The organism is Paenibacillus sp. ClWae2A (genome assembly GCF_032452295.1).
Classification (GTDB): domain Bacteria; phylum Bacillota; class Bacilli; order Paenibacillales; family Paenibacillaceae; genus Paenibacillus.
This window is the reverse complement of sequence record NZ_JAULSQ010000011.1, coordinates 137534-162669: the sequence shown is the minus strand read 5'-3', so window position 1 is coordinate 162669 and position 25136 is coordinate 137534. Positions and strand designations below refer to the sequence as shown.

At 47.0% G+C, this 25136-nt stretch carries 15 protein-coding genes; 2 read left to right on the top strand and 13 right to left on the bottom strand.

What is annotated here, in order from left to right; translation table 11 throughout:
- Nucleotides 1-43: 43 nt before the first annotated feature.
- The 7 genes from QVE09_RS25005 to QVE09_RS24975 form a co-directional block, all read right to left on the bottom strand.
- Nucleotides 44-766, bottom strand: coding sequence for an amino acid ABC transporter ATP-binding protein (locus QVE09_RS25005; protein WP_315938998.1), 723 nt, complete (start codon nucleotides 764-766; stop codon nucleotides 44-46).
- Nucleotides 763-1419, bottom strand: coding sequence for an amino acid ABC transporter permease (locus QVE09_RS25000; protein WP_315938997.1), 657 nt, complete (start codon nucleotides 1417-1419; stop codon nucleotides 763-765). Before QVE09_RS25000 ends, QVE09_RS25005 begins: the two co-directional genes overlap by 4 nt.
- 17 nt (nucleotides 1420-1436) lie before the next feature.
- Nucleotides 1437-2234, bottom strand: a complete 798-nt coding sequence (locus tag QVE09_RS24995) for a transporter substrate-binding domain-containing protein (RefSeq protein ID WP_315938996.1) — start codon at nucleotides 2232-2234, stop codon at nucleotides 1437-1439.
- A 323-nt stretch (nucleotides 2235-2557) separates the two neighbouring features.
- On the bottom strand, nucleotides 2558-3451 hold the full coding sequence (locus tag QVE09_RS24990; RefSeq protein ID WP_315938995.1) for a response regulator: 894 nt from the start codon (nucleotides 3449-3451) through the stop codon (nucleotides 2558-2560).
- A complete protein-coding gene (locus tag QVE09_RS24985; protein WP_315938994.1) occupies nucleotides 3423-4742 on the bottom strand; it encodes an ATP-binding protein in 1320 nt (439 codons plus the stop codon). The genes QVE09_RS24990 and QVE09_RS24985 overlap by 29 nt, the downstream gene beginning before the upstream one ends.
- 170 nt (nucleotides 4743-4912) lie before the next feature.
- Nucleotides 4913-8056, bottom strand: a complete 3144-nt coding sequence (locus QVE09_RS24980) for a hybrid sensor histidine kinase/response regulator (protein WP_397387095.1) — start codon at nucleotides 8054-8056, stop codon at nucleotides 4913-4915.
- Entirely contained in the window at nucleotides 8053-9216 is a 1164-nt protein-coding gene (locus QVE09_RS24975) for a response regulator (protein ID WP_315938992.1), read from the bottom strand. The genes QVE09_RS24980 and QVE09_RS24975 overlap by 4 nt, the downstream gene beginning before the upstream one ends.
- A gap of 174 nt (nucleotides 9217-9390) precedes the next feature.
- Between QVE09_RS24975 and QVE09_RS24970 the strand changes: the two genes are divergently transcribed.
- The gene (locus QVE09_RS24970; RefSeq protein WP_315938991.1) at nucleotides 9391-9888 is read left to right on the top strand and encodes a DinB family protein; all 498 of its coding nucleotides are present in this window, start codon (nucleotides 9391-9393) and stop codon (nucleotides 9886-9888) included.
- 100 nt (nucleotides 9889-9988) lie between these two features.
- Here the strand turns inward: QVE09_RS24970 and QVE09_RS24965 are convergent, their stop codons facing one another.
- The 6 genes from QVE09_RS24965 to QVE09_RS24940 all read right to left on the bottom strand — a co-directional run bounded on the left by QVE09_RS24965 (nucleotide 9989) and on the right by QVE09_RS24940 (nucleotide 21681).
- Entirely contained in the window at nucleotides 9989-10939 is a 951-nt protein-coding gene (locus QVE09_RS24965) for an SMI1/KNR4 family protein (RefSeq protein ID WP_315938990.1), read from the bottom strand.
- Nucleotides 10940-11154: 215 nt separating this feature from the next.
- Nucleotides 11155-12780, bottom strand: coding sequence for a rhamnogalacturonan lyase B N-terminal domain-containing protein (locus tag QVE09_RS24960; RefSeq protein WP_315938989.1), 1626 nt, complete (start codon nucleotides 12778-12780; stop codon nucleotides 11155-11157).
- A gap of 310 nt (nucleotides 12781-13090) precedes the next feature.
- Entirely contained in the window at nucleotides 13091-13963 is an 873-nt protein-coding gene (locus QVE09_RS24955) for an AraC family transcriptional regulator (protein WP_315938988.1), read from the bottom strand.
- A 168-nt stretch (nucleotides 13964-14131) separates the two neighbouring features.
- Entirely contained in the window at nucleotides 14132-16240 is a 2109-nt protein-coding gene (locus tag QVE09_RS24950; protein WP_315938987.1) for a TerD family protein, read from the bottom strand.
- Between the two features lie 338 nt (nucleotides 16241-16578).
- Complete coding sequence (locus QVE09_RS24945) at nucleotides 16579-20367, bottom strand: DUF8202 domain-containing protein (protein WP_315938986.1); 3789 nt, start codon at nucleotides 20365-20367, stop codon at nucleotides 16579-16581.
- A 177-nt stretch (nucleotides 20368-20544) separates the two neighbouring features.
- Complete coding sequence (locus tag QVE09_RS24940; RefSeq protein ID WP_315938985.1) at nucleotides 20545-21681, bottom strand: response regulator; 1137 nt, start codon at nucleotides 21679-21681, stop codon at nucleotides 20545-20547.
- A gap of 177 nt (nucleotides 21682-21858) precedes the next feature.
- Here QVE09_RS24940 and QVE09_RS24935 point away from each other — a divergent pair, with 177 nt between their 5' ends.
- Nucleotides 21859-24960 (top strand): hybrid sensor histidine kinase/response regulator, encoded by a 3102-nt coding sequence (locus tag QVE09_RS24935; protein WP_315938984.1) that lies wholly within the window; start codon nucleotides 21859-21861, stop codon nucleotides 24958-24960.
- Nucleotides 24961-25136 lie beyond the last annotated feature (176 nt).

Sequence of the window (25136 nt, the reverse complement as noted above, 5' to 3'; positions counted from 1 at the left end):
TCGCCCACAGGGGATTTTTTCAGTTCTTTTTGTTCAAGTATCGTTATAAAACCTTACCCAGAAACGCCTTGGTCCGGTCATGCCGGGTATTCTGAAAGAGCTCTTCAGGCGTGCCTTCCTCCACAATATATCCGCCATCCATAAAGATCACACGGTCCGCCACCTCACGGGCGAAGCCCATTTCATGCGTAACAACAATCATCGTGATTCCCTCGTGAGCGAGGTCTTTCATGACTTGCAGCACTTCTCCAACCATCTCCGGGTCCAGTGCAGACGTAGGCTCATCGAACAGCATCACACTTGGGTTCATGGCGAGTGCACGCGCGATGGCCACACGCTGTTGTTGCCCACCTGACAACTGCTCGGGATAAGCATCCCTCTTCTGAGATAGCCCGACCTTGCCAAGCAGTTCCATTGATTTTTTCTCATTCTCGGCCTTGCTCAGTTTCTTGATATGCTTCGGCGCGAGCATGATATTCTCCAGCACGGTCAGATGCGGGAAGAGGTTGAACTGCTGGAACACCATGCCCACATTAGTTCGCAACTGATCGATATCCGTCTTAGGTGAAGTGACCTCGACATCCCCGATCGTCACCTTCCCGGACGTCACACCCTCCAGCAGATTGAGACAGCGCAAAAACGTACTTTTACCAGACCCGGAAGGCCCGATGACGCATACAACCTCTTTCTCCTGAATCGTTGTCGAAATGTCCTTCAATACCTCATTGGCACCAAACTGCTTTTTCAGGTTCTGTACGGTAATCATCGGATCGCATACCTCCTCTCAATGAACCGGGAAACCCGGGACAATAGAACAATGATGATTAGATAAAATATGCCCACCACACCCCAGATTTCGAATGCCCGGAAGTTGGAGGAAATGATAATCTCCCCACTCTGCGTTAATTCTGCGATACCAATTGCAGACAGCAGCGATGTATCCTTAATTGTAATAATGAACTGGTTCACAAAGGTAGGAATCATGCGCCGGGTTGCTTGAGGTAACACGACCAGTCTCATCGTCTGAAAACGAGTTAAACCCAAGGATCGAGCCGCCTCATGCTGCCCGTTGCTAATGGAATTAATCCCCGCTCGGAAAATCTCCGAGATGTACGCGCCGGCATTCAGACTAATTGCAATGATGCCTGCGGTCATCGCCGGAATGCGCATATCCAGGAACACAGGCAGCCCGAAGTAGATGAAATATACCTGTACCAGAAGGGGTGTGCCACGGATGATATCCACGTAAAGTGTGGCTACCAGCCGCAACACTCGATTCAAAGAAGTGCTCATCAGACCTGAGATCAATCCGATCACCATCGCAATGATGAGCGAGATCACGACTAGTTTCAACGTAACCACTGTTCCCTCCAGCAGAAGAGGCAGTGCGTCTATTATGACTTGCAAGGAGGAGTCCATCCGTACCACATTCCCTTCTATTTAGCCGTTGTTCCCAGATAGTTGCCAACAATCTCGTCGTACTTTCCGTTTTCCTGCAATTTCTTCAATCCATCATTAATCTTCTTCTGCAACTCCGCATCACCTTTGGCAACAGCAATGCCGTAGAAGTCACCGTTCAATCGGTCTCCAACGATTTTGAGTTTGGCGTTTGGATCGATGGCGATCTTATAGGAGATGACGGGGAAATCCTCCAGTGTAGCATCTGCGTTTTTGTTCGCGACTTCCTGATACATCGATGGACTGTCATCAAAATATTTCACGGTTGCCCCGTAGGTTTTTGCATATTCATCTGCAAGATTGGCACCTGAGGTTCCTTTTTTAATCGCAATAATTTTTCCTTTTAAATCTTCAGGACTTTGGATGTCCGCGTTATCTTCATGTACGATTAAGGACAGACCGGCCTGATAATACGGGTCCGAGAAGTCCACGACTTTTTTACGTTCGTCTGTAATGCTAATGCCTGCAATCGCCCCATCCAACTGATTCGCTGTAATCGCTGGAATAATGCCTTTGAAGTCCATCGGTTTGATCTCGACCTCAAAGCCCTCTTCTTCCGCAATCGCGTTCATGAGGTCAATATCGATCCCTACATATTTACCGTCCTTCTGGAACTCAAAAGGGGGATACGTTGCATCGGTACCAAATGTATATTTCTCAACAGCTGAGCCACTTGCCGACTGGGCACTATTCTCTTCATCCGATTTCGCTGCACCGCAGGCACTAAGTGTTAGAGCAAGAACGGACGCCATTACAATGGATGCTACCTTTTTCATAGAAAAACCCCTTTTCCGAATTAGATTGGGATCGACCGAATCGACCGTTTGTATTTATGTACGTATTGTAGTTCGCGCCCTACGCCAACTTACATGATCCTACACAAAATAATAACAACTCATGAAAATTAAATTAACACGCAATGTTTTTTAATTGATAAAAGCACACAAATCGCTAATAAAAGATTCAATTTTAATATTTTATGTAAGGTTATATAACAATAAAGAGAGTAGAAAACAAAAAAAGCCGAGAATCCGTGAAGGTGTTACCTTCGGGAATTCGGCTTTGGTTAAGAGACAGAAGATCTCCGTTATTCAGTTATTCAATTATTCATCTTTTCAAGCGTCTCCATATAGAACACATGCAGGAACTTTTTGATATTAACCTTGCCTTTGTCACCTGCCTGATCTTCTTCCATGGCTCTCATCTTCATTCGAACATCCTGGAAGTCGAAATAGAGGGGAGCATAATGTTCAAACTTGTGGTTGCTGTAATCGGTGAGTCCAATCGAGGCAATGTTCGTTAACGCGGAAATTACCGTTCTGCGAATGCGTTGTTCTATCGCCTTGCTCTCTTTCTCCACGTCTTTTGGCGTAGACTTATAAGTCTGGGCCACCGCTTCATACGACTCCTTCAGCGGCGGCCACTCCCCGGCACGCTTCTGATCAATCGCATACTCCATAAGGGCCACAATATCCTTGCTACCACTTTCTCCGATGATCCCCAGATCCATCAGAATGCTTCTTGTCGCATCTCGCACCGTACGACCTTGGGCAGGGGCAGGCGCTTCCACCAGATTCAATCGAGCCATCGACTGCTTAATCTCCAGCACGTAACGTTCATACTTCCACTGTTCATTCACTTTGCTGAGCACATGCTCCACTTCCACCCGATTAATCGGTTTATGAATAAAGAATTCGATTCCGTTTTGGTAGGCCGCCCCTACCATCTCCTTGTTCTCCACCTGAGAGATCATGATGAATTTTCCGGTATAACCGCCATGCTTCAGCTTCGCTACCGTCTCAATTCCGTCCTGATCCGGCATCAGCAGATCAATCAGCACCACATCGGGACGCAGATCCATGATCATGCGTGCTCCTTCTATGCCGCCCTCAGCCATGCCTGCAAGCTCGCCGATTCCACAGGATTCAATGATATCATGCAGCATACTCCGGCTCACCACATCATCATCCACGATCATGATAGAAAGTGTCATCGACATCGGCCCCCTTGATTAGATTCATTTTGGGAATAGTTATAGCGAATGTTGTCCCTGTCTCTCCCGGAGGCGCCGACTCTACCTTAATTTGTCCCGCCAACGACTGAACGATATCACGTACATGGGACAGGCCAATGCCCGTCGCGGCAATGCCGACTTCATTGAACTTTGTTGTATAGCCCGGTTCGAAGATAACATCCCGTTTGGCTTCAGGTACGCCTTTTCCAGTATCCATCACGACGAAATGTACGTCATCTTCCTGCTCATACACACGAACTCGGACCGTCCCTTCATGCTCAATCGCCTCTACCGCATTGGCAATCAGGTTATTCATTACCGTTAGAAGAGGAATGTAATACGGAGACTCACAATCATACTGTTGCTCGATGTTGATCTCGACCTGCTTATGCAGCATTTCGCTATATTTCCGGTTTGCTTTACTGGCAAAGTGCAGCACTTCGGATAAGCTCATGTTAACCGCTTTTTCGTTATCATACAGCTTCAGCAGACCCGCGAGAATACGCTGTGAATCCTTCTTCACTTCATGAATCTGCTGAGCGATGCCCAGCGTACGCTGACTGTATTGGTTCATGTCCTGCTCTCGGAGATCGCGATATAGATCATAGCTGTCTGCCGTAATGCCTTCGATCGTATTCATCGCTTTCTTCAAGTAAAAAACCTCGCCATACAGACCCGAGTTCACACTCAGCATCTGCTCCATCCGCTTCTCCTGCTCTGCATGCAAAAGCCGCATCTGCCTCACCGCAAAACTGTTGTAGAGCCCAATGACAAAGTAACTTCGCAGACCGCCCACCACAAGCAGATACAACCATTCCTTCATATAAAAGATATTGGTCCCGCTTAACATTCCGCGAAGCAGCAGCTCAACAAGATTAGAGGAGAAATCGATACATGTAATTAACCCGCCGAGCAGAAGAGGCTGCATCTCATGGAATCGATGCTTAAATTTGCTAAGCCCATAGGCAAAGACCACATAATACACACCTGCCCCCAGGTTGTCCCGCATGCTTTCCAGAAGGGACACGGTCTGTACATGATTAATGAGATCTGCCGACTGAAACAGGAAACTTGCGATGCCTGTCAGGATTCCTGTCTTCACATAAGACAAGTGTGGCATGATCATCAGCAGAAATAAAAGAATGCTAACCCCCAGCCCGATTCGGAAATAATCTTCCCGGAACGGATTTATCTTGAATTGCGCCCCTACCGCTGTGGCAAAGGCAATGGCCGTCATCTGCACATTCTCATTTTTCACCCAATTGCGCATCGATCTCTTCACCCACTATAACAACGTTTAGCGCCCACTACCGGAATCCGCGCGCTTCTAATGTTAAATATACTAACATATGAAACAATCATTAGAAATAATTAAAATTAGGGAATGAACACGCGAGCAGAACAAAAAGGCCGGAAGTCTTCACTTCTGCGGCCTTTTCCTTATATCTCATCCGGAATATCAAATGAAACCATCGTGCCCTCACCCGGCTCACTTACGATCGATAATCCCTGACCATATCGTTGCAGCAATCTGCGGTTTGTATTGGCAATGCCTATCCCGCCTTTTCCACCCAGCGTAGCATGCAGTAGCTCAGCAACCTTCTCCGGTTCGATGCCTTTACCATTATCCTTCACCTCAATACGGGTATAACCCTCATGGCGAGTGATGGACAGGCATACTGTCCCACCCACATTTCGGCTTAATAACCCGTGTCTTACAGCATTTTCGATCAAAGGCTGAATCGATAGCGGCGGGAGAAGTAACGGAAGGTCCGGCTCTACGTTTAATACGACCGACAATCGATCTTCAAATCGTGTTTTTTCAATAAAAAGGTAGGCTTCCACGAGTTCCAGCTCGTATGATAATTTCACCAGTTCTCCTGTATTGAGATAGTTGAAGCTGATTCGTAAATAGGACGAAAAAGCTTCACCAAGCTTCCGCATATGCTCTGTATCAATATCACTTAAAACCATAAGTGAATTCAGTGTATTGAACAAGAAGTGCGGCTGGATCTGAGCTTGCAAATAAGCGGCCTCCATGCGCAGGCGCTCTTGGATAGACTGATTTAGCATGGTCAATGCACGTATCCGATATTTTAGCTCCAACGCATCTACAGGCTTCGTGACATAATCATTTGCCCCCGATGCAAAACCGGTATATATATCCGGTGGCTGGCTTCGTGCAGTCAACAATAACACAGGAAGCTCTGACATGGAGAATTGTTCCCGCACCTTCTGGGTTAATTCATATCCGGACATATTAGGCATCATCACATCTGTAATGAGCAGATCCCACTGACGTGTGCCGAGCAATTCCATCGCTTCCTGACCCGAACCTGCTGTAGTTATATCATATGGTTCCGTCGAAAGAATGCTGACCAGCACATCCAGATTCACCGGATCATCATCGACAGCCAGAATGGTGGCTTTCCCCTCTTTTAACAACGGAGCCATCTCTGCTGTCGCCAAGGCTTCCGCGTCCCCCATATCTGGGCGGGGTAACAGGAATCCGTTAGGTGCATCTTCCATCATCTCGGCGGCCTGTTCCCATATCAGGGGAAGTTGTGACTGAGCCTGATGGGTGGATTCATTCGCGAGCGGCAGATTAAAGCTGAATACCGAGCCCTTTCCGAGTTCCGAGTGAACCGTAAGTGTCCCCCCGTGCAGTTCTACGAGCTCTTTGCAGATGTTCAGTCCAAGTCCGATGCCTTGTCCATCGCTGATGCCATACGACCCTTGTTCATACGGAAGGAAAATGCGCATCCGCGTGTCCTCATCCATGCCAATACCCGTATCCGTCACATGAATCAGAGCATGTCCTTCGCGAATGTCGGCACTTACGGAGATCGTTCCTTCCTCTGTATGTTTAAGCGCGTTATGCAGCAGATTATACAAAATCTGAACGAGCCTTTCTTCATCAGCCATGACCAGTGGGAACGATTCCGGAATCTCCATATGAAGGCGGACTGGTTTTCGTTCTGCCATGAATTGCAGCATGGCGATAATGCCAGGCACAACCGACTGTATGGAAAGAGGCCCCTGACGTAACACAATGCGGTGCTCCTTCAGCCGGACTACATCCAGTAGATCACCAAGGAGATGCGACATCCGGCGACCGATCGTAATCAGCAACTCCATATCCTCCAGGCTCCGTTCATCCAGCCTGTTTTTCTCTCGGGTGACCACGTTGTGAGCGATGTTAATGATCCCGTGCAGTGGAGTCCGCAGTTCATGTGATGTATTCGCCAAGAACTGATCTTTAATTTTGTCGCCCTTCTGCAGCTCTGTATTCAGCTTCATATTCTCCTTGGCATTCCTGAAGTATTTCTTGAACCAATAGGCGGAGAAGCCAGTAATGGCAAAGATGATATCAATGGGATAATAGACGGTTGTCACATCTTTCGATGTCTCACTTGTACTCCACAACATGTTGGATATAATGCCTCCAGCGGTCAGGAGTAGGAAAACCATATCTCGATCAGCCTGTTTCCTAAAGAGCATGACACCTACAATGTACAGGAACCAGAGAGAAGAGACGAGAAAGAACACGTCGATAAAAGAATAATAAACCATGGCATAGACAACGTGAATTGGCGCCGCCAGAATAACAGCAATATAAGCTATTGTCGTGACAATGCCTAATTGAAGGATCTTTGTTCGTGTATGTATCAAGGTCAATCTCTGGAACAACAGCAGAATACAAGCATTTTGCAGCAGCAGACAGATCAGACGAAGCTTGATCCCCCATGTATAGTTAATAGGGAGCCATAACATCAGAATGTTATCATGACCTACCATAACCACAATGCCCACAGATAGGGTTAATATAGCTGCGACGAGCAAGGCCCGCTCCTGGGGGTTGAACACAAACAGAATACAGGCATACATGCCATGAATTAATAAAACGAGAAAAATGGCCATTTGAAAACCGATGGAATACCAACGTGCGTAATCAACCGCCACCTGGGAACCGAAGCGAACGGGTTTGCCAATCCCGCCGATATACGGGCTATCATAATTGGCTACACGAATAAGTAATTCAATCTCTGTTGCGCCTTCATCTTCGTAGGTCGCCGTATAAGAGGTACTTCTCGGTTCATAGGTATCCGCATCCTCCGACACCTTTCCCATTCCGCCCACAATATTTCCATTGAGTTCAATCTCGGATGAACTTCGGATGTTTCTGAACCAGAAGGTTACAGGTACCTGGAGCGGATCAGTCAACACACGCAATCGATATGTGGCATATCCTAGTGAGCTCTCCTGATCCCGGTTCTCGGCATGTTTCCAATCTCCCGGAACCTGAACCACATCCGCCGCCTGCGTTCGTTCCCTATCCACAATATCCTTCCTGGTCAGTAACTCATTCGAATATAGCTCCCATTCTCCGTTCAGATACATTACCGGCACTTGTTCCAGATCAACACCTCGCAAATCAACTACACCATTCACAGCGTGATGATCGTCCAAGGCAGGAAAGAACTGTGACCAGACCCAGCGCATGCCGACCAATGCCACTAAAATGATCGACAGGATGAGAACGTATTTGAAACGTCTCACGGGATTTGTATTTCGTAATTTCATTGGATACGCTGCCCTGACTTGATCAAACCGAGCTTCCAGTCCCTGTACCATTCGCCAACCTCTTCACTAATCGGTATCTCCAAATCTTGCTCCATTCTGGTGGTTAAGAGACGATACTGCTCCTCCACACCGAGATCGTTGTGCATTTCATCGTATAACTTCATTAGAATAAAATAACTCTCTTCTTCATCCGGAAGCATATGCTGGATACGTTGTGTACTCTCAATCACTTTTTCCGCCAGCCCATGCTGCTGGTAATACAGACCTAGTTGTCTCATATGGTACAACCACAGATAGCGTAATCTTTCCCGCTCAGGTTCAGCCCACATGTATTCATAATTGCCAAAATAGGTACCCTTATATAGATGAAGCGCTTGCTCATAGGCATGAACGGTACTTGGGTCTACCACTTTCCATTGCCTGATTTCCCGTTCCCACTGCTCACTATCCAACTGGGCCTCACCCAATTCGAGTCGATAACCTGCCTCCAGGTGTCCACTTTGAATCGTGATCATATCCATATTGCAAGTTTTCAGGGTTTGGCGGACATGATACATCGTAGTGTAGAGTTGATGTGCCGTCTTCTCCTCTTCCATTCCCGGCCACAGAAGCTCCAACAGAGCACTGCGATGGATGATCTGGTTCCGGTGGTGAAGCAAGTATGCAAACAGCTCCTGCGCCTTGCTTGTGCGCCATTTAGCAACCTGGATATCCTTTCCCGGAAGCTTAAACTGAATCTGATTAAAACAGCAAATTAAAGGTACGTTTGTATCCTTTGACCGCTGCTCGCGTTTTACGCTCAGTTTCTCTCTTACGCGGCTCACCGTCTGCTTCAATCGATCCTTTTGGATGGGCTTCATCACATAGTCTAAAGCCTGTAATTCGAAAGCATGCACCGCATATTGATCGTAACTGGTCACAAATATAATTTCGGTACCCGGAGTTAGTGCCTGAATCTGTCTTCCCAGATCCATACCATCCATCTCAGGCATATGAATATCCAGAAATACAACATCAGGACGGTGCTCCACAATACCTGCCATAGCCTCTGTTGGATTCATATATATAGCGATAATTTCAATGCCGCTCACTTCTTTTTCTAGTGATTTTTGAAGGCCTATCAACGCTAGACGTTCGTCGTCAACCAATATCACTTTCACAGGAGCTTCCTCCTCGACCCTGAGGTCTTGAGATTTATTTTCACTATTATATCATAGGCATTTTAAGTATTTTGGTTCTTGTTCCCTAATTTCAATTTGTAGCAATTTAATTGTATAATACTTAAATAGAAGACAGGTTAAAAAATCCGGTCTTTGAAGAGAGGAAGGTACACTATGTCAGATGCGAATCAAAGTTTTGGGCAAGCCCTTGTTAAATCATTAGTGGGGGAACGCGGTCATATCCGCATCGCCCATGCTCTACCCGATATCGATGTCACACTTGCTGCTCGTACGCACGATGCCATGCCATATACGATCTATCAGTTGGTGAAGCACATGCATTATTGGCAGCTATTCATGCTCGAACACTTGGAAGGACGTAAGCCACAACTCCCCGCTAACGTGAGTGAGAGCTGGCCTGAGGAGAAAGGTCCACAGGACGAAGCCACGTGGAAGGCAGATATCCAGGCATTCTTGGATGGGATTGATCAATCCGTAGCCATTGCAGAAACAGCACAATTAGATGATCCACTACTCTATTTCCCCGGGGAAACCAAAGCAGGACTTCTGCGCAATATCGCATCCCATAACTCGTACCATCTGGGTGAGATTGTTCTGCTGCGTCGCTTCTACGGCGCATGGCCACCTCCAGGTGGCGGATATCCGGCGTAAACCGGATAGATTCTGATAGAACGAAAGCAAGCCGCAAGGGAATGCATATCCCTTGCGGCTTGTATTGTTTTTATCTGAACGAGCTACTTACCATAAAGCTCTAGACTTCTGGAGACATCAGCCCTTGGATAAACGTCTCAAAGTTCGGTGCCAGCGGAATGATCTCTTTGGGATTCTCCCTCTTCACATAAATGACCTCAGGTTCTCCATCATTACCGAATGAACGATAATCGAGCATGACAACCCCCGACTCCGAAGGAGATACCGCGATGACCACACCAATCTCCGGATAGCCTTCACGTTCAATCAAAGTCCAGCTGCCTTGGGCACCGGCTAACGAGCGAGGTTTCTCACGACCAATGCCCAATATGCCTTCAATTTCAACATAATCCGTAGCTCCTGTATCTGTGTTCGCCACAGGGAAATAACGATTGTACGGAATACCGCCGTTATGTAGCTTCATCATCTCAATGTAGGAAACAGGGAGTCGGAACACCAATTGCTCCTCCACAGAGTCAATGAGACCATCACTTGGAGGATTGGACACATAGTGCTCCAGTGCCTGCTCACTATCATTCCAGAATTCGCCGGATTCCGGTCTGGGAACCGCTTCAAAGGTCGCTACAACGTCAACGGGTACACGGAATTCTTCAACACTCTCTGGATCCGTTTCAACTTCAGGTTCAGATTCGGACGGCTCCTCCATTTTGCTCCGAATCCATCCCAGAAACTCCAGCGTATCTTCATCCTCAGGGTCCAATTCATCCGCTCTTTCAAACGCCTGCAGCGCATGCGCATATTGCTCCAGATAGTAATAAGCTAGTCCAATCCGATAATGCCAAAGTGGGTCACCTGTGCCCTCTTTGGCAACCGTCAGGAATTGTTCAACCGCTTCATCATACCGTTCCAGGTTATTCAGCGCCCGTCCCAAATGGTTAACCAGCTCATAATCCCTTTCTTGCACAGGAATCGCTTGAATTGCATCTACAATTTCCTGAAATTCATCTTCTTCATGCCACTCTTGCAATTGAACCAACAGATCATCTCTCATTCTCGTTATCCTCCCCGTTCATTCACTCATGATTACGTATTGAAAATTATACCACTATCCGGATCACCATCTCCAGCAAAGCAAGATCCTTAGGGATATCATGAATTGATATCTTTTCATTTCCGATGACAAGACTAAAAGAGGTAACCTGAACCCGGTTAAGAAAACCAGGCAGGCTACCTCCTTTATTCCTTCCACTACATTGAATTCTTCATTCAATTCAGCAACTCAACACAATCGTAGACCCAACCTGCGCTTAACCAGTTACCCAAGTCACTGGAACCGCTGATCGGCGTAATCGTGATAGTATTGGAACCATTCACGAAGTGAGATGCTGGAACATTCCAGCTAAAGGTTGTGTTGTTGCCACGATACGTACCAATGGTGAAACTACGAGAATTGGGCTGTGAAGATGCGGCAGGATTAGTTAATGCATGTCCATTAACCGTTACACTAGGTCTGCCATTATTGTAAGCTGCGGTAATACCGATGTTGAGCGTATGAGAAGATGCCGCTTGAGATGCATTCAAGTTAAACGTTATTGTGGTTGGAGAATTCTGACCACGGAACTGGATTGCCGGGAATCGATTGGTCGCGCTACCGGTAGCATAGGTGACAGGTCCCCAGCTTGGATTGCGACTATCGGACGGGTGACGAATCGGAATTGTCTGTCCATTCAGGAACTCCTGCGGCGTACCATCCCAGTTACCGATTCGCCAGATGTTGGAGGCTTTACTCGGGTCATTGTTGATCGTACGTGTATTCAGTGTTGTCGTTTGTCCTGCCGTGACATTAACCGTTTCCGTATATACGGCCAGTTCTCCCTTATAAGCTGTCATGGTGTATGTCCCGGGAATCATGCTGTATTTGGCGGCCGCCCCACTTGAAGACGTCCCCACCCAATACTGGGCATTGCTATTGGCGAACCCAATCGTGTACGCATAACTCGTATCCATCCCGGAGAGACCATTAAGCACCACGTTCCCCCGACTGGATACCCAACCCTGCAGATTCAGCCCAGACATCCAGCTGAAATCGGGCACACTCGGCGTACCACCCGTTGTGAAGATCAAAGCGTACGGCCCATGCAGACCCAAGCGCCAATTCTCCGTCTGTGCATGTCCCGAGTTCATATAGTTATATACTTCCGTCTCTGTTCCACTTTGGAACTGGATGTCGCGGAAGAATGGACCACCAGAGCTTTTTTCCCGATTGCCGTAGGCCATAAATACACCGACGCCATTCCCCGTAACTCCACGAACGGATAAGTCTTTGGCCTGATCATTACCATAATATTTGGAGGCCGACTGTCCATTTGCAAACCCGAACACATCCTGACTTTCAATCGCTCCGGTGTTACCCCGGTTGTTTGAATTCGCCGGAACACCTGTCAACACACTACCATTACCACGGAAAATGTATCGCAGCTCCCCGATCGAAGGTTGAGCCGTGATATGTGTTGCCATGTATATGATGTTCTCTCCACCACGCGAAGCATAATAGTGAGTTAGTGTGCTTGTGGATACCGTGATTAACACGGTTGATCCTGAAGGAGAAGTATTCCAAGTCACATTGGCAGAGGAGCCCAAACCTGAGCCGATATGTGATCCTCTGTTGCTGTTCAGCTCCGTACCGTTCATTTTGGCCGAGATAATATCCCCATTGGTTTTGTTCACCACATAGACTAATCCTGAACCGGTATTTACTTCAATTCTGGAGCCGTTATCCGTAACATTAATGGTTGCCGCGTGTCCGGTAGATGCGGGGTATACAGCAGCTGTTGCGATCATAACGACAATTAAAAATAAACCAAGCGCCTTTCTCACTGTACTTTTGGTCATGAGTAAATCCCTCCTTGGAACTCATTTAATAAAGCGCTTACATTATAATGTATAATAACTGACACTTCCGTCTCATATCGTTATGTCTGCGTGCGTATAGAATAGAGTCATCACTTCATGTAAACCTGATCTCGCCACCCCCTTCTTAAATCACTCTTCTAAATACAATAATTCTTACAATTCCAATAAAATAATACCATTATATTACATATATTTGCAACGAAAACGGCTCGGATATCCGATAGAAAATTCTGAATACAAAAACGCAGCTTCAAAAAGCTGCGCCCGCAGATATCAAACTAGAGACGTATCATCTCTTCCGAATAGGTATCCATATCTCACTTCTATATTGCTCTACAGTAACATCCTTGTGCTCATTCCATAGCATTTCCGGACCCTCACTCAGCTCGTAGTCCGATGAGGGAAACCACTCTGCGTAGATCCGGCCCCACACCTCCTGAAGCGTGCCTGGAAACGGGCCAACGACGGTAAATACTGCCCACGTAGAAGCAGGAACCTCCAGGTGTGCCAGTCCTTCAGGCGTCTCTTTTGTCGTAGCTGCACCAATGTAATGATCCAGTTCTCCCTGTTCCGCCATACGTCCCTCACTGAAATGGGCTGAAGCACTGATTAAGCCCAGAGGTTGGACGTTTGATGCCCCCTTGATCGTATCAATCAATTCCGGTGTGAGACTCTGGTACATCGCCGCAATCTCCGGATTTACCCCGTTGAATACGATTGGTACCCTTTTACGAATACCCACGATTCGAAACGCCTGTTTATATTCAATGCGGTAGTTCATTTCGCTTCCTCCTTGAATGGTCAGTTGAAATCTCATCCGTGGGAAGGCTTTAAGGGATGGACCATGGTTTCGCGCTTCGGAGGGCGTAGTGCCATGTATGCTTTGAAAAGCACGCGAGAAAGAATCAGGCGATGTATACCCGTACTTCAGCGCAATATCAATGATTTTGCTGTCACTGTGGCTTAACTCCATAGCTGCAAGTGTCAAGCGGCGACGCCGAATATATTCCGAGAGTGTTACACCACTAAGAAAAGAGAACATGCGTGTAAAATGATACTCCGAGCAGCAGGCAATTCGGGAAATCTCCTTCATGTCCACGACATCCATCAGATGCTCCTCAATATAATTCAAGGCTTCATTTAACCGCCTCAGCGTATCCATATCATCCCTCCCACGTTAATTTAAGCTTAGCAAAGTCATTCTCTTTGCATCCGACATTACCTGCACCATTCTGTAGGCTCTTTGCATCTAAACAGAAAAAAAGAGTAGTATCAGCTACTCTTCTCTAACCTTGATATTCACATATCGCCAGTAGTCAAGTCAAACAGGTCAAACCAAATACTCCGCCATAATCTGCTCAATATCATACGGCGTCACGCCTTCATCGACCGCATAGATGGTATCCGCCTGATCTATTGTATCCACCAGTTCTCCTCTAGCTTTGGCATGGAGCATGAACAAGTCATGCAGATCAGGTTTGCGTAAAGTCGTTAGTGCTTTACCCATCAGGACCATGCCTTTTTGATTGCCCTCGACATTATTGTAGTAATCCGGATGGCTTGTCAGCGCCAGGTCTGTCCATATGACGGTGCGTTCGAACAGGTCCATAATGACAGGGATCGCAATCTGCGTATCCGCGGTAATATCGATTTTGTTCGCTACGGTAGACGGTTCGAAAATCTCGCCAGACCCCGGCTTCTTCCGCATCATCCACCCTACAAAACATTCCGGCAGATCACAATACGGATGACTGGTAAACGAAAGCAGTGTCGCCACCACATATCGTCCACCATAAGCCACGATGGATGGAATATGCAGATCAATGAACTCACTTGCTCCGTTAGGTGCAGTCACGATATCTCCGCTATGGACAGCCTTATAATTTGAGGATCGCAGATTCGTATAGGAAATATGCTCCACATAGTTCCAGTCCTTATCGTACATCACCGCAGACAAATCAATGTCCACGCGCCCTGTAGACTTTCCATCCACGTCCCCCTCTTTCCACCAGTTGAAGAAACGAATGGTATCCCCCTCTGCCATCGGCACACGGCTTCCACGAACGATGGTATGCAGAGCCTTGCTCGCCGATCTCTGGGAAAAGGGTACCAGATAATCATGGAGCTGTGGATCAACATAGGTCTTCCCAATCGGGGCAAGGGCAGCGAAGCGCTCTATCAATGCCTGCTCGCACAATTGCACGACTTCCTGACACGTCTCTTCATCGATCTCTGGCAACTCATTCGGAACAGCAAAGGCTTTGGCTACATTGCCTTTCGGGAAAAAGATACGCAGATCCTGCGGTTCATTACGCTGTGCAAAATGCTGTCTCACCTGTAATAACACCGGCGTGGATACCTGTGCAGCCACTTCGCCAAATGCCAGCAGCACATACGCTTCATCTTCGGTCATCCGCAACATGTGATCCAGTTTTCTCGCGAATTCACCTGGACGCTGTGACAACAGATCGATCAGACTCCAGACATTCCGATATTGGAAGGCAAGTTCCACACTTCCGTTGAAGGTCGAATAAGGCTTATTATTACGCAAAATATTAAAGGCTTCTTCGCATCTTGGATACCGAAGCTTATATTCCGAAGGATGAAGAATTTCACCAAGGCGAATCCAGCGATCCTTATATCGCAGCATATCCTCCGTGATGGAGCCACATTGCTCCAGTAATCCGAGCAAAAGGCGTCTCTCACGCCGTTTGAATTTTCGGAAGGGACTAGCCGCTGCAAGGCTGACATCACCATTGGACCAGGCAACAGCCAGACGGAGGACATCACTTGCCGTTTTGAAATACGGACCGATCCGGTCGATGTTCGCTTTTTCACGCTTCAACAGCGAGGCAACCACAAAGCCCACATTTTCTTTGAACGGAATCTCAGCGGGTAATAGCGCATCCACGTCTTCCGGGTCTGCATGCTCCAATACCGTGTCGATATCCGCCTTGTCTGTTTCCGAGATGGAACCTTTTGCTTCAATGATCTGACGGATGAGCGTCTGGAATGCTTGCTGGTTTCCCAAACCAATGACTTTCAAGTCCGTCTTCTCCAGCAAAGGCATTCTTTCCACAGATTGTTGATCCGGATAGACCACATTCAGGTTGGTCAGATAATGAATAATCGCATTAAGGTATAACTCCGCTTCATCCGCTTGCATCACCTGCATCGGGAATCCTGCATACATCGGTTTGTATTTCACATGTGCGCCGACCATAACTCTCAGATCAGCTACAAGTTGAATATATACTGCTTCAAATTGTTCCTTGGACAGCTGCCGTATCGCCTGCATTAACTCATCCGAGAAGGTATATCCGAGTGCTTCGATATTTTTAAGGGCAGTCGCCAGATGTGTCTTAGGCAACTGTTGCTCCCCTTCGTTTGATTCGATAATGAGTTTGTTCGCTCTGCGCAAATAGATTGTATTGTTCATGATAAAAGAGTCCAGGAAAGCCATATCCCTATTAACATTTGGTAGATGGATTTAGAAGGAAGGAATGTGATAGCCTGGACGCCTCCTCTCTGAAATAAAATCTTCAGGAGAGCTGCGACCCTATGATCTCCAATGATGTAGAAGGAAGGATCGCAATAGCCTGAAGGCCAGCGGTTCGAAGTTTGTCACCCGAACCTCTGGTGAACCCATCATCTCAGATTCCACGATCTGCCAACAGGGCGAAAGTATTACGACATGAATTTAAGAATTTAATGAAAAAAGAAAAAAGCCCTTGCCGACCCCCAATGTCAGCAAAGGCTTTTCATTTTAAATTGTGTTTATTGATCAATCAAGTTTGTTACTTTCAACATTCTTGCAATCAATGCAGTGACCTCAGCACGGGTCATCGTGGTCTTCGGACTCAGAACCTCTGGCCCATTACCTTGGATGATTCCGGCTGCAATCAACTGGGCTACATCTTCTTTTGCCCAATTTGATACATCCGCTGCATCACTGTAACGTTCCAGTTCAGAGTTCATCTGATCCGGGCTAATTGCCGCTTCCGGTTCAATCAGACGGTAGGCACGAGCAACCATAGCAAATCCTTGCTCACGTGTGATTTCCTGATTACCGTAGAAGTTCCCATTATCGTAACCGCGAACGATACCGAATTCATTCGCAAGGGCTACCGCGGAGCGGAACCATGCCGAATCGTTAACGTCAGGGAATAGATTCTGTGGTGCATCCTGACGCATTAAGCCCAGTCCAAGCACAACAATCTCGGCAAACTCAGAACGAGTAACCTGACGGTTCGGTGAGAATGTGTTATCTCCGTTGCCTTTCAGATCTAATCTCGCAGCGATATTGTTCACATCAGTTTTACCCCAATGGGATCTGGCATCTTCAAAATCCTGCGGATTCCAGATAACCGAGTAACTTCCGCTGCTACGCAAGTCATTAATGAGTGCGTAGTAACGACTACTGATCTTAGTGACAACCGTTGGTACATGGAAGATGCTACCGTCCGGATTAATGATTACGCCTGTAGTAATCCGGTTCGGATCGATACCTTCCGGAAGTGCAATATACTTCGGTGCATAACCGTTCAGCTGGCCGGATCGCACGGTCTGTCCATCTTTCGTAAACGTCAGATCCAGATCAACCGGTGTGACAAGTAGCTCGTATCCTTGGGATGCGGCTCTTGTCTCGGCGCTGTCAATCAAAGCATCCGAGGAACGTGCGATATCAACATGGACATCAATATCATTCAACGCTGCATTACCAAGCTGTCTGGACACACCATTCACGTCCATTTTACCGCCAGGTACCGGATAGATCGCCAGCGGATTGCTAATGTTCAGTTTGGAACCTTGGTCCACTAATTGTTTCAGTGTTTCGAGGGTTAAACCGTCCACCTTCATATCCCCATCATTCGGTGAATGAATGGCAAACTGCTGGCCTGTGCCTTGTGACATGGCAACATTCAGCTTGGCCGGATCAACTTGAACCAACGTTTCTTTGTTGTCAGATGGTTTGGACGTAGCAAATGGTTGATGGCTACCATCCCGAGTTGTTTCCAAATTATCCTTCACCGGTGCCGGAGTTGGCGTTGGTACTGGCGCTGGTGTACTTCCACCGTTACCTCCCGTATTTCCACCGCCGCCATTGTTGCCTCCACCATTGTTACCATTGTCACTGGATGCTCTGTTTACGTTGATTTTGTACTCCGAAACATGGCCAAGTGAATCTGTGACTTTAACAACAATGGTATTTCCGCCAACTAGAAGCGGTAAATTCTCACTTGCACTTCCACTTGTAACTTCGTTCCATTCTCCATCTCCAACCGCTATTTCAATCTTGGCAAGTGGATCAAGTGCCGTTGGCGTTAACTGGAATTGATATACGCTATTCGGTACAGAGATGGTGTACGTATCTTTAGCTGGATCAAATGCCGGGGACAAACTTCCCACGGAAGGGACCAGCGTTTGTAACGTTGATGTGTCATTACCAATCACTTTTGTAAGTCCCGTTCTCGCATTACTCAGATCCAGAAGCGCCTCATCTACCTGCGCTTGGGTCGCTGTCGGATCATTCAACACTCGCTCTGCTTCATTCATCGCATCATCCAGTGCTGTCCAGCTCGCTGGCGTATACGCTGATTCTTCCAGGCTTTCACCTGTAATTTCAGTTACTTTCGCTTGCAAAGCTGATTTATCTACATCTGGTACAGATGTTGTAGGGATTAGGCCCGTTCTTGCATCTGTCAGATCCTGATAAGCCTTTTCCACTTGTTCCGGTGTTGCATTCTCGTCGTCGAACACGGATTCAGCAACTCCTAAAGCTTCTTGCAGCGTTTGCCATGATTCTGGCGTATACTCCTCACTGTCCAGTTCACCTGTTTCAGTCATACCGTTAATCTCATCGATTTTGGCTTTCAACTTCGCCTTATCAATTACAACAACATAACTTTTCGTATTTGATGCTTCTGAATCTGCATATGCTGGATTGTTCGTCTTCGCTGTTACTGTCACCGTGTAGGCTCCAGCCTCGAGCGGCGGTTCCAATTGCGAAAGGTTAAGTACCGTTCCAGGTACCTCCACTGTCCGCTTCGTGCCGTCTTCCAGTTCGATTGTTACCTCATATTTATCTGCATGCTCAACCGCTTCCCATGTCAACTCATCGTCGGTCAGTGTGATGTCTGGCGCCGACAAAGGAGTGGCAGCAGTCGCAATGGTAAAGTACGAGTTCGGACCAAAATTTGAGGTATTAAGGGTTACTTGGCCGTTCTCAATTAAATGTAACGAGTTTGGATTACCAAATTGAGTATCATCGCTGATCACAACATATTGTGGCAACGCCGGGTTACCTCCCGTTCCGTCTACCTGAAATGTAATCTGTGATTCAGCCCAGTTTGCTTTCTGTACTTTGTAGATACGCTCCATCCCAAGCAGTTTTTTCTCATCTTTCGTAATCGGTGTTTTGAATTCAGTACTTGCTCCATTGTCACCAAACGTAAAGAAAGAAGAATCGTTTGAAAAATTATTTTGATTCTCGGAATTTGTATCCTCGATACGGTTGCCCAGGGCAATCGTCATTATGGACCCCAGTTCCTGTGCCTTGGCTTGTTTCTGCATCAAGCCGCTCTGGTCATCTCGACCAATGCTTGTAATGCGATGGGTATAGACCGCGTTCACATTTGAATCCCAGATCGTAGCCATGCTTGAATCGACATATGAATTGACTGTTGTCTGGTCCAGCGTATACCCATATTTTATCGCCAGATATGTGCTGACTTTTTGGCGTTCTGCGTCCGTAAGAGCATGGTCAAATACGATAATTTCTTCAATTGTACCCTGCCAATGTTCAACACTCGCAGTTGCTGGAATAAGCTTACCGACTACTGCTCCGCCAGAGTTACCAGTATCCCATAGCTTCACATTATCTTTTCCCCAGTCATTTAGTTGCTGTACCTGCTTCATTTTACTGTACAATCTAGCTTGGTTTATGCCGGTATTCCCGCCTGTCCAAGTAACAAATTGCTCGTTCGGGAACGTCGTTCCCACAAATCCTTCGGCAGTATATAATGTCTGGTTCTTATCACTGTTAAATGTTGTCAAGCCACCTCTTGTAGCATTTTGAAGCATCCCCATACCCGTATAACCACTCGTTTGGACTCCCCATGAAATGATATAATTGAGGCCTCCAGATTTATTGGTTTTACTAACGGTAATGATCGATCTGGGGCTCTTCCCTTGTGGGAGCTTACTTACATCCAGATTCATAAAACTACTTGTGCCGTTATATTCCAATACCGGATTGAAATTAATATTATGACTCTTATCATCCCAATAAGTTGGTTGGTTATTGACCTCATCTTGCGTTGCGTTATTTACTTTACTGCCTTGATCTTCCCAGGTACTCACCTTTTGGCCGCTGGTAACTCCCATGCCCAGATCTGATCGTAGCCACAGAGCAGGGGCACCAACTCCACCCGGACCAACAGGAGTTTCGTTAGTCGCCTCGGCTTGAGCCAGACTCATTGGCAACGTTCCAATCGCCAGAATAAAGGAAAGAACTAGCATGGACATTCTTTGCCATGGTTTCTTCCGGATTTCTGCTGTGTACATAGTTTCCTCCTACTTAATATGTTATTTTTGGACTGCCTACTGACTCAAAACATAATGTCGACCCTCATCTTGCTTATTCTACACATAGCCTCTTACCAAACTCTTACCAAACCTTTCGCTAGCAAATACAACAAAAAACAGCCCTGCAAATGAAGCTGCAAGGCTGTGTACTTTCAATTAAATATTTGATTGCTTCCATTGCTGGTACCACAACTCTACTTCCAAGCCAGGACGTATGCCTGCCTCTTGTTCTAACGTGGTAACCAACTGATTATATTGAGCGATTACAGGATCTTTATTGCCTAATCGATCATAGGTCTTCATTAAGGCCAATCCGACTTGCTCCAATGATGGCTCGAATTGCTGTACCCGATGATATAGCGTGAGTGCTTCCGTGTTCTGTCCCAGTTCGATGTAAAATTGTGCGAGTTGCATGGCGTGGTTACGCCAGAGTGCATGTAATCGCTGGCGCTCCAGCTCAGCCCATATATAATCGTCCTCGCCATAATATTTGCCTTCATATTGATCTGAGGTCTGCCGATGTTCAGCTATTGTAGACGAAGATAATAGAGGCAATCGGTTAAGGCGACTCTCCCATTCTTCCGCGTCAATCTTGAATTCACCCGTTTCCAATAGATAACCAAACTGTTGATAACGAATGACCATCTTGTCCTCGCCCATGAATTCGTTCATCATGCTGCGTAAGCGATGGATGCCACTGTGCAGATTGGATATACCTCTCCGCTCATCCAACTCTGGCCACAACAGTTCAAGTAGCGTATCCCGCTTAATCGGTTTGTTCCGATGGTGGAGCAAATAAGCGAATAACTCTCTAATTTTGGTTGTTCTGAACTTCATATGTTTTGGCAGCTCATTCGGGTGCAGTTGGACTTGGAGCATCCCCAGACAACGGATCAACATGGAGGGTCCTTCTGCTATATTCAGACTTGCTGGCACCGTTCGACGTTGATACATCTTCATCGTTTTTTCCAAACGGTCACGCGTTACAGGCTTCATAATATAGTCCAGCACTTCAAGTCCATAGGCCGTCAGTGCATGTTCGTTATATGCGGTTGTGAAAATAACTTCTGTCCCAGGAGAAACCTCATGGATACGTTCGGTCGCCTCGATCCCGTTCATCCCCGGCATCTGAACGTCCATGAAGACGATTTCCGGCAGATGAAGTTCGATCTGATCTATGGCTTCCTGTGCCGTCAGAAAAGAGCCGATAACTTCGCAATCCTCTCTCTCTTGCAACAGTTTGTTCAACCTGCTCAGAGCGAGATATTCATCATCTACCAAAATCACTCTCATATGCACAACTCCTCTGGCTCACTGATCATCCTTTAATCTATAATTTTACCATAAATCCTGATGTGGTACCGCTATCATTTGAATATAGAATCTATGTTCCGGTATTCAAAAAAATGTTCTTCTTTGGCAGAGGGCATGCAGGAATCTGGAGGAAACTGTCGAAAACTAAAGTCTGCCATGAAACCAATAACCTATAAAAAGATACCCCGATATGTATTGCTGTCGATTCTATTCCTGACTATTTTGCTTGGCTTTCGTTGGATATGGTCTGAGTCTTTCACTATACCCAATCATCCTGAACCCATTGATGGCGTGCTGGACCTCCGAGGTTGGGACCTCGCCAACGCTTCACCCATATCCCTGGATGGAGATTGGGAATTTTACCCCCAGGCATTAATCTCTAATCGCGACGCGAAAATAAAGGATAACCCATCCACACCGATTCAAGTTCCCGGTGACTGGCGAAATGCATTGCCACAATCCTCATCGTCATTCGGGTATGGAACGTACCGTCTTCGCATACTTTTAGATCCATCTGTGGAGGAGGTCTCTCTCTGGGCTCAGAAAATCCAGACATCATCGATCATCGAGATGAACGGGACCATTGTTGCCGAATTCGGCCAACCTGCCACTCATGCCGAAGCCTATCGACCAGAAAGGACTGCATTTACGACTTCCTATGTGCTTGACGGTTCTACCGAACTCAATCTTTTGGTGCAGACAGCCAATTTTGATGATCCTTATAGCGGCGGGATCACACGCTCTCTCTATTTTGGTTCTCCAGAAGCCATTGGCAGTGAACGAGGACTATCCATTGACTTGCAAAAGATTACATTCGCCATACTGATTTTGCACAGCCTATACGCTTTTGTCATGTTTCTGTTTATCCGAAAGGAACGAGCTCTGCTGACGTTCTCGATGCTAACACTGGTAGCTGCCCTAACGGTCGCTTCCGACCATGACAATCTGTTATTGAGTTGGATTCCACTCAACTTCACTTGGATCGTTAAGGCCAAAGCGTTGTCCTATCCGTTGTTCGCATTCTTTCTTTTACAGATGGCTAGAAGCTTCTCCCATAATCTACAATGGCGTAAACTGTTCCGTATCTATGCCAGCGTGCTTGGCGTTTACTGTTTATTTTTGCTCGTCGCACCCGTGACCCTGATCTATCATGTACTTGAGATTGGGCTCTCAGATTTCCTTTATCTGTTTGCCATCGGCTGGTCTGTGTACCTATTCTTCCGAATGGCAGCTGAGAAACGAAGGGACGCAAGCTTTTTGCTCTTTGCGGCTACTAGCAGCCTATCAAGCGTATTGTGGGGAATTGTGAACTCACATAGCGAAATTACCAACGTGTATTATCCGATTGATGTGATCGCGGCCATGTTCGGCTTCTCCGCCTATTGGTTCAGAAAATACTTCCGCAATTCAAGTGAAATCGAGAAGTTGTACGAACAACTCAAAGAGGAGGATCGCCAGAAGGATCAGTTTCTTGTGAATACGGCTCATGAGTTGCGTACACCGCTGCATGGCATCATCAATATTGCCGAGAGCATCGCGGTCCGTGAACGGCGTACATCAGGTGGTCAGCAGCAGGCAGAAGACATGAAACTGTTAGTTACCATCGGCCGACGCATGTCCCAACTCGTTGATGATCTCCTTGACGTGATTCGCCTGAAGGAAAAACGCATTAAGCTTCAGAAGAAACCATTATCTCTTGCATCTGTCATTCCAGGTGTAATCGGTATGTTTAGATTCATGGCAGAGGGCAAGCCTGTCCATATGCAAGTGAATATTCCAGATTCACTGCCGTTGATTCAGGCCGATGAGAGAAGACTTGTTCAGGTTCTCTACAACCTGTTGCATAATGCGCTCAAATTCACCGATGAGGGTATGATTACTGTATCTGTTCAGGAACATGGAGAGAGCATTTTAATTCAAGTCTCAGATACAGGTGTTGGCATAAGTGAGGAGATACAACAGCGAATATTCGAGGCGTATGAACAGGGAACTCCAGAGGCTCGCTTAAGTGGAGGAATCGGTCTCGGTCTTAATATCAGCAGGCAGCTCATCGAACTCCATGGCGGCCAGCTCACTGTGCAATCTGTACCTGGGCAAGGATCGACCTTCCAGATCTCGCTTCCACGGGAAGACACCGCATCGACCGCATCGCTATCTGACCAGACTGAGCAGCAATGGGACGCTCACAGCTTCGATGAAATTGCGATTGCAGAGCCGCAGCAGCAGACCATATCTCAGGATAAGACTGCCGCCCGTATTCTTGCCGTTGATGATGATCCTGTGAACCTGCGAGTACTAATCTCCATGCTTGCGAATGAGCCATACCACATTCAACCAGCCGCTTCCGCACTTGAAGCACTAGAATTGCTGGATAGGGAACCGTGGGACTTACTGATTGCCGATGTCATGATGCCTCATATGTCCGGTTATGAACTGACCGAGAACGTACGCAAGCGTTATTCGGTCTCCGAGCTTCCCATCCTGTTGTTGACGGCCCGTAACGAACCAGCGGATGTTTACGCCGGATTCATGGCCGGTGCGACGGACTATGTCACCAAGCCCGTTGATGCCGTTGAGTTAAGGCATCGCATCGGATCACTAGTCGTGCTGAAACAATCCATCGATGAGCGGCTGCGCATGGAGGCTGCTTACTTACAAGCACAGATCCAGCCCCATTTTCTTTTTAACACGCTCAATTCCATCATGGTTCTTAGTGAGATGGACACGGAGCGAATGCAGAAACTGGGCGATACCTTTATTGAGTATCTTCAGACCAGCTTTCATTTTGTCAATTCGGAGAAAATGGTTGAGGTCACTCATGAGTTGGATCTCTCCCGCGCCTATCTCTATATTGAGAAAGAACGATTCATGCATCGGTTAAACGTCATCTGGGATATTCCCGATGATCTTGATCTATCCCTGCCGCCACTCACCATTCAACCGCTCATTGAGAATGCTGTTCGACATGGTATTCTCAGCAAAGTTGAGGGTGGAACCGTGCATATCCGAATCATCAACCAAACCAACGGTACCTTGATCGAAATCGAGGATGACGGTGTTGGGATGCAGCCCGAGCAGATCGAACGGGCACTGGCGTGGCCCAAGAAAGGTTCCGGCGGAACGGGAGGTATTGGATTAACCAATACACATCGCCGGTTAACCCAGATGTACGGACAAGGTTTGACCATCGTCAGCTCGCCGGGTCAAGGCACGAAAGTTTCCTTTGTCATCCCTTTGGACCGCAGCACAAGATTCTGAGCGATAAGATCGCTCTATGACTCTACAGCGGCATATTGTACGATCCGTATCCAGATGCTTAGGTGTAAGGTCTAGAGGAACGCGATGGTAGCGGACATGTTCATGTTCAATTCCAAATTCAAGCTCACGATCAAGTTCTGATATACGAAATAAACCTAAAAAAGAGAGCTAGGCAC